Origin of the sequence: Agrobacterium sp. ST15.13.013 (assembly GCF_027956525.1) — a bacterium.
GTDB classification, from domain to species: domain Bacteria; phylum Pseudomonadota; class Alphaproteobacteria; order Rhizobiales; family Rhizobiaceae; genus Agrobacterium; species Agrobacterium salinitolerans.
The window spans coordinates 1-381 of the sequence record NZ_JAQKGP010000117.1 but is presented as its reverse complement, the minus strand read 5'-3'; the positions used below and the strand labels follow the sequence as shown (position 1 = coordinate 381).

Sequence of the window (381 nt, the reverse complement as noted above, 5' to 3'; positions counted from 1 at the left end):
TGCCGTTCCGGGTTCTGGTCGAAGGTGCTGACCCTGATATACCCAATGCGCTGTCCAGTCATGGAATTCCCTGCAAAATGTCAGGGAAGACTCTATGACCTTCAACGAGATATGTCAATAAATTCAAAATTCAATCCTATCCTGACGCAATTTACACATGGCATCTGACATCAGGTTAGGGTATGCCTCAACCTGACGGCGGCGAATCACAAGCGTCCGGTTTGACGCTGGTTTCGGTCGCAGTGCTGGCCCGCGCCTGGAAGCGCTGATAGCACTCCAGCCCGCAGAAATGCTCCACGTACTCGGCCCCTTCCGGCGTGAAGGCGGCATCGAGCGGGATTTCCTTGCAGCACACGCAGCAACTGGTGCTCGGTTCATTGG

At 54.6% G+C, this 381-nt stretch carries 1 protein-coding gene; it reads right to left on the bottom strand.

The annotated features are described in order from the left end of the window. Positions 1-187: 187 nt before the first annotated feature. On the bottom strand, positions 188-381 hold a 194-nt coding region (locus PL597_RS26150; RefSeq protein WP_257692186.1), incomplete at its 5' end, for a DUF3330 domain-containing protein.